Raw genomic sequence first — 2,832 nt, forward strand, 5'->3', positions numbered from 1 at the left:
TAATTTGACAATGCCAATTTTTGCGCGGTCGGAGTGTGGCAGTAAGACAATTGAAGCGTTACTGTCTCGCCGCAGTCATGCTCTGTAAGTAAGGTTGTGGAAACTGCTCAAGCTTACTAACGGAGTGGAAATGAAAAAGCAGCGAGCGTCCGAACGACGTTATGTTTCAAAAGTCCCAGTCGTCCTCGCGGCATGCGCTGGCGTCGCCGCGCTTGCGTTCGCGGCATCTCCCGGCGCCAAAGGGGCAATGCCGTTTTGATCGGCTTGAGCCGCGCGTGGCAGGTTAGGCCACACATCGCCGCGCGCGGCAATCTGTCGATTCGAGGAACCCGTTTCAGTGGAAACGCTGCGAACGGGTTTTGCTTGAGGGCAGGAACAGTATGGCGATCACGCGACTGGGAGCATTCACCAGCATGGCGATCGTCGAGAAAATCCGTTATGTCCGCGGGCTTGAAACGATAGTGAGTCGTTATTCCTGGAAGACCAGCATGAACAAATCCATTTTTCCGCTCGCCCCATGGGCTGGCCCCGCGTACCTGGCTTTGGCCGATGCCATCGAACTGGCCATCCGGGCGGGTTCGGTTCAAGCCGGCGACAGACTTCCACCACAGCGAATGCTTGCTGATTTGCTGGGGCTACATGTAAATACGGTCAACCGGGCCTTCCGCGAAACCAGGCAACGGGGGCTCACGAGCGGCGACAGACGCCATGGAACTGTGGTACTCGCCTCATCCCTGTAAGCGGCTTTGTCACGATACCGTCAGCTCATTGCCTGCCTGCGCCGCGGCCACAGCACGCGTATGCCGCGCACACGGGGCACAGACCGGCGCGGACAGATTCCGGATATGGTCAGCATTCATGTGCGGCCACCCGAAATCGAAGACCGACTGCTCCCTGGTCATTGGGAAGGCCGTCTCCCGGCTGCCAGTTCGTGCAATGTTCGAGATATTTCCGGCCCCGCGCGGCGAGGTACTGCTTCTTGACGGATTTGCCGTCAATTTGAGTTGGCCGGGCACCGCCGTACCGCATGGTGGCCGCCCATAGTGTTAGCGGATGCTAATGACTCGTGGGACCGTTGCTAACGCTAATCCCGCTAAAAATGCTAGAGGCGGGATAAACCAAGGCGGTTTTATCCCGGTCGATCCGCACTACAACAACATTATGGACGGCACGAAATACTAGATGATCGCGTCCGATCAGGCAACGGTATCAATGATGCTGCCAACCATGCCGTTCGAACTAACCTGCGGCGCGGTGGCGGTGGCGGTGGCGGTGGCGGCTTCGACGAGCGCAAGCGCACCGCGCTGGGGCGAACCAGCCGCACCATTGCCTAAAGACGAGGGTTGTTGCATGACCTGCATAGCTACGCTGCTAGCGATTTGGCCGATATTCATAGACTCTCCTTTTAGCGAAAGGCGACCACACTAGCACGGCGCGTAGTTTTCTGCCGACGATTGATTTGCCTTCGTCCCGAAGGCCGCGCGTCTTATCCGAGACCAGCAGCGACATAGTGACGGTCCTGCAGCAAATATCTCTAGCGAGCTATGGTCTTCGTCTTCGCACCTCAGGTCGGTATCATGCTGGCCTCCTTACCTCAGGCTCCTTGTGCGCATTGTTGTTGTGCCAGTCGCCGCAAGTCCCCGCCGGCGGGGACTTTTTTCGTTCACGCGATTCCTGACACTTTCTTTGCTGCATTGTTCAGCGCGAGCAGCTGCGCGTACTGCCCGGGGTTCACGTTGACGTCGGACCGCCCAGATTGATTGCCCTGCTGATCTCCAGGAGCAGGCCAGCGTCGGCGAACGCGTTCATCTTTCGGTTACCCCAATACCATGCGGATGCCAACGCGCACTCACTGCGGACCGCGTTAGCCCTAAGCGGCTGGCGATCCCGTCTTGACGACAGTGATGCGGGTTAGGCCGTCGCTGGGCGCCAATGATGAGGTAGAAGCTCTTCGAGGCGACTGGCCGGTTGCGCAGGCAACCGGGTGAGAGCGTCCCTGAGATAGGCGTAGGGATCGTGGCCGTTCATCCATGCCGGCTGGATCAGACTCATGACCGCAGCCGCGCGGCGTCCGGCACGCAACGAGCCGGCAACCAGCCAATGTTGCGGCCGACAGCGATCGGTCATCGTGCCGCTTTGCAGCGTGATCGTATCGCTGGTGTTGCCGAAGACCGCGACCGGCGTGCCCCATGTACCGGAGGTGTTCGGCGGTCACTGCCCGCACGCGCGCTCGTAAGTTCGGCTGCCGAATCTTGACATTGCAGGAGCGATTCCCAAGGCGCGGACCGTGCGGCCGGCGCCACCGCTATTGGTTCCGGACATACGGTTTTGCCTCGGCCGCCTGTCCGGTTTTAACGCACTGACTGCTCAGCCGACGATGCTGCCCGTCGTGAACGTGAAGGCACGCAAAAACTGATGAGCGACGAGTTGCCATTTGGCAAAGCAACGGCGGTCTACGATTCATCGGGCGAGCGCCCCTCGTTTTCACGCGCTGTGCATGGCGGCTTTCGCGGCGGAGGCCAAGGCCCTCATGACAGGGTACAGCGCTGGACAGCGGAAAGTAGACGACACCTTTTCTCTGTTTACGCCCAACGGAAATTCATCCACCTTGGAGTGTGCTGGTCAAGTTATTTCGGACAGGCAGATAGGTTCAATGTCGGTTTCGCCTCGTAGGCAGCGGGCGACAGATGGCCCAAAGTCGAGTGCAAGCGCACCGGATTGTAGAAAGCGATGATGTACTGGTTGATGTCGCGCCGTGCTTCATCGTGGCTGACGTACTGACGCTGCCACACGCGTTCCATCTTCAGCTTCAGGAAGAACCGCTCCATCGCC

The 2,832-nt window shown here is 59.1% G+C and carries 4 protein-coding genes and 2 pseudogenes; 3 read left to right on the forward strand and 3 right to left on the reverse strand.

Features of this window, described 5'->3' with window-relative positions; all coding sequences use genetic code 11:
• The first annotated feature begins 380 nt into the window (after positions 1-380).
• Together P0D89_RS52010 and P0D89_RS52015 are read left to right on the forward strand one after the other, a co-directional pair.
• Positions 381-740, forward strand: a complete 360-nt coding sequence (locus P0D89_RS52010) for a GntR family transcriptional regulator (RefSeq protein WP_408370616.1) — start codon at positions 381-383, stop codon at positions 738-740.
• Between the two features lie 18 nt (positions 741-758).
• A pseudogene (locus P0D89_RS52015) lies at positions 759-917 on the forward strand (IS30 family transposase); the annotation flags it as partial.
• 279 nt (positions 918-1,196) lie between these two features.
• On the opposite strand, the gene P0D89_RS52020 reads toward P0D89_RS52015, so the two are convergent.
• Complete coding sequence (locus P0D89_RS52020; protein WP_408370618.1) at positions 1,197-1,394, reverse strand: hypothetical protein; 198 nt, start codon at positions 1,392-1,394, stop codon at positions 1,197-1,199.
• Positions 1,395-1,911: 517 nt separating this feature from the next.
• Positions 1,912-2,103, reverse strand: a pseudogene (locus P0D89_RS52025) (transposase domain-containing protein); the annotation flags it as partial.
• Here P0D89_RS52025 and P0D89_RS52030 point away from each other — a divergent pair.
• Positions 2,051-2,236, forward strand: coding sequence for a hypothetical protein (locus tag P0D89_RS52030; protein ID WP_408370622.1), 186 nt, complete (start codon positions 2,051-2,053; stop codon positions 2,234-2,236). The pseudogene P0D89_RS52025 and the gene P0D89_RS52030 overlap by 53 nt on opposite strands.
• 391 nt (positions 2,237-2,627) lie before the next feature.
• Here P0D89_RS52030 and P0D89_RS52035 read toward each other — a convergent pair.
• Positions 2,628-2,832: IS3 family transposase (locus P0D89_RS52035; protein ID WP_408370620.1), on the reverse strand; the 205-nt coding region annotated here is incomplete at its 5' end.

Source organism: Paraburkholderia sp. RL18-085-BIA-A (genome assembly GCF_046027075.1).
In the GTDB taxonomy this organism is placed as follows: domain Bacteria; phylum Pseudomonadota; class Gammaproteobacteria; order Burkholderiales; family Burkholderiaceae; genus Paraburkholderia.

Bases quoted from the DNA above. Each gene is read 5' to 3' on its own strand.
- P0D89_RS52010 (WP_408370616.1), top strand. From the start codon at position 381: ATGGCGATCACGCGACTGGGAGCATTCACCAGCATGGCGATCGTCGAG.
- P0D89_RS52030 (WP_408370622.1), top strand. From the start codon at position 2,051: ATGACCGCAGCCGCGCGGCGTCCGGCACGCAACGAGCCGGCAACCAGC.
- P0D89_RS52020 (WP_408370618.1), bottom strand. From the start codon at position 1,394: ATGAATATCGGCCAAATCGCTAGCAGCGTAGCTATGCAGGTCATGCAA.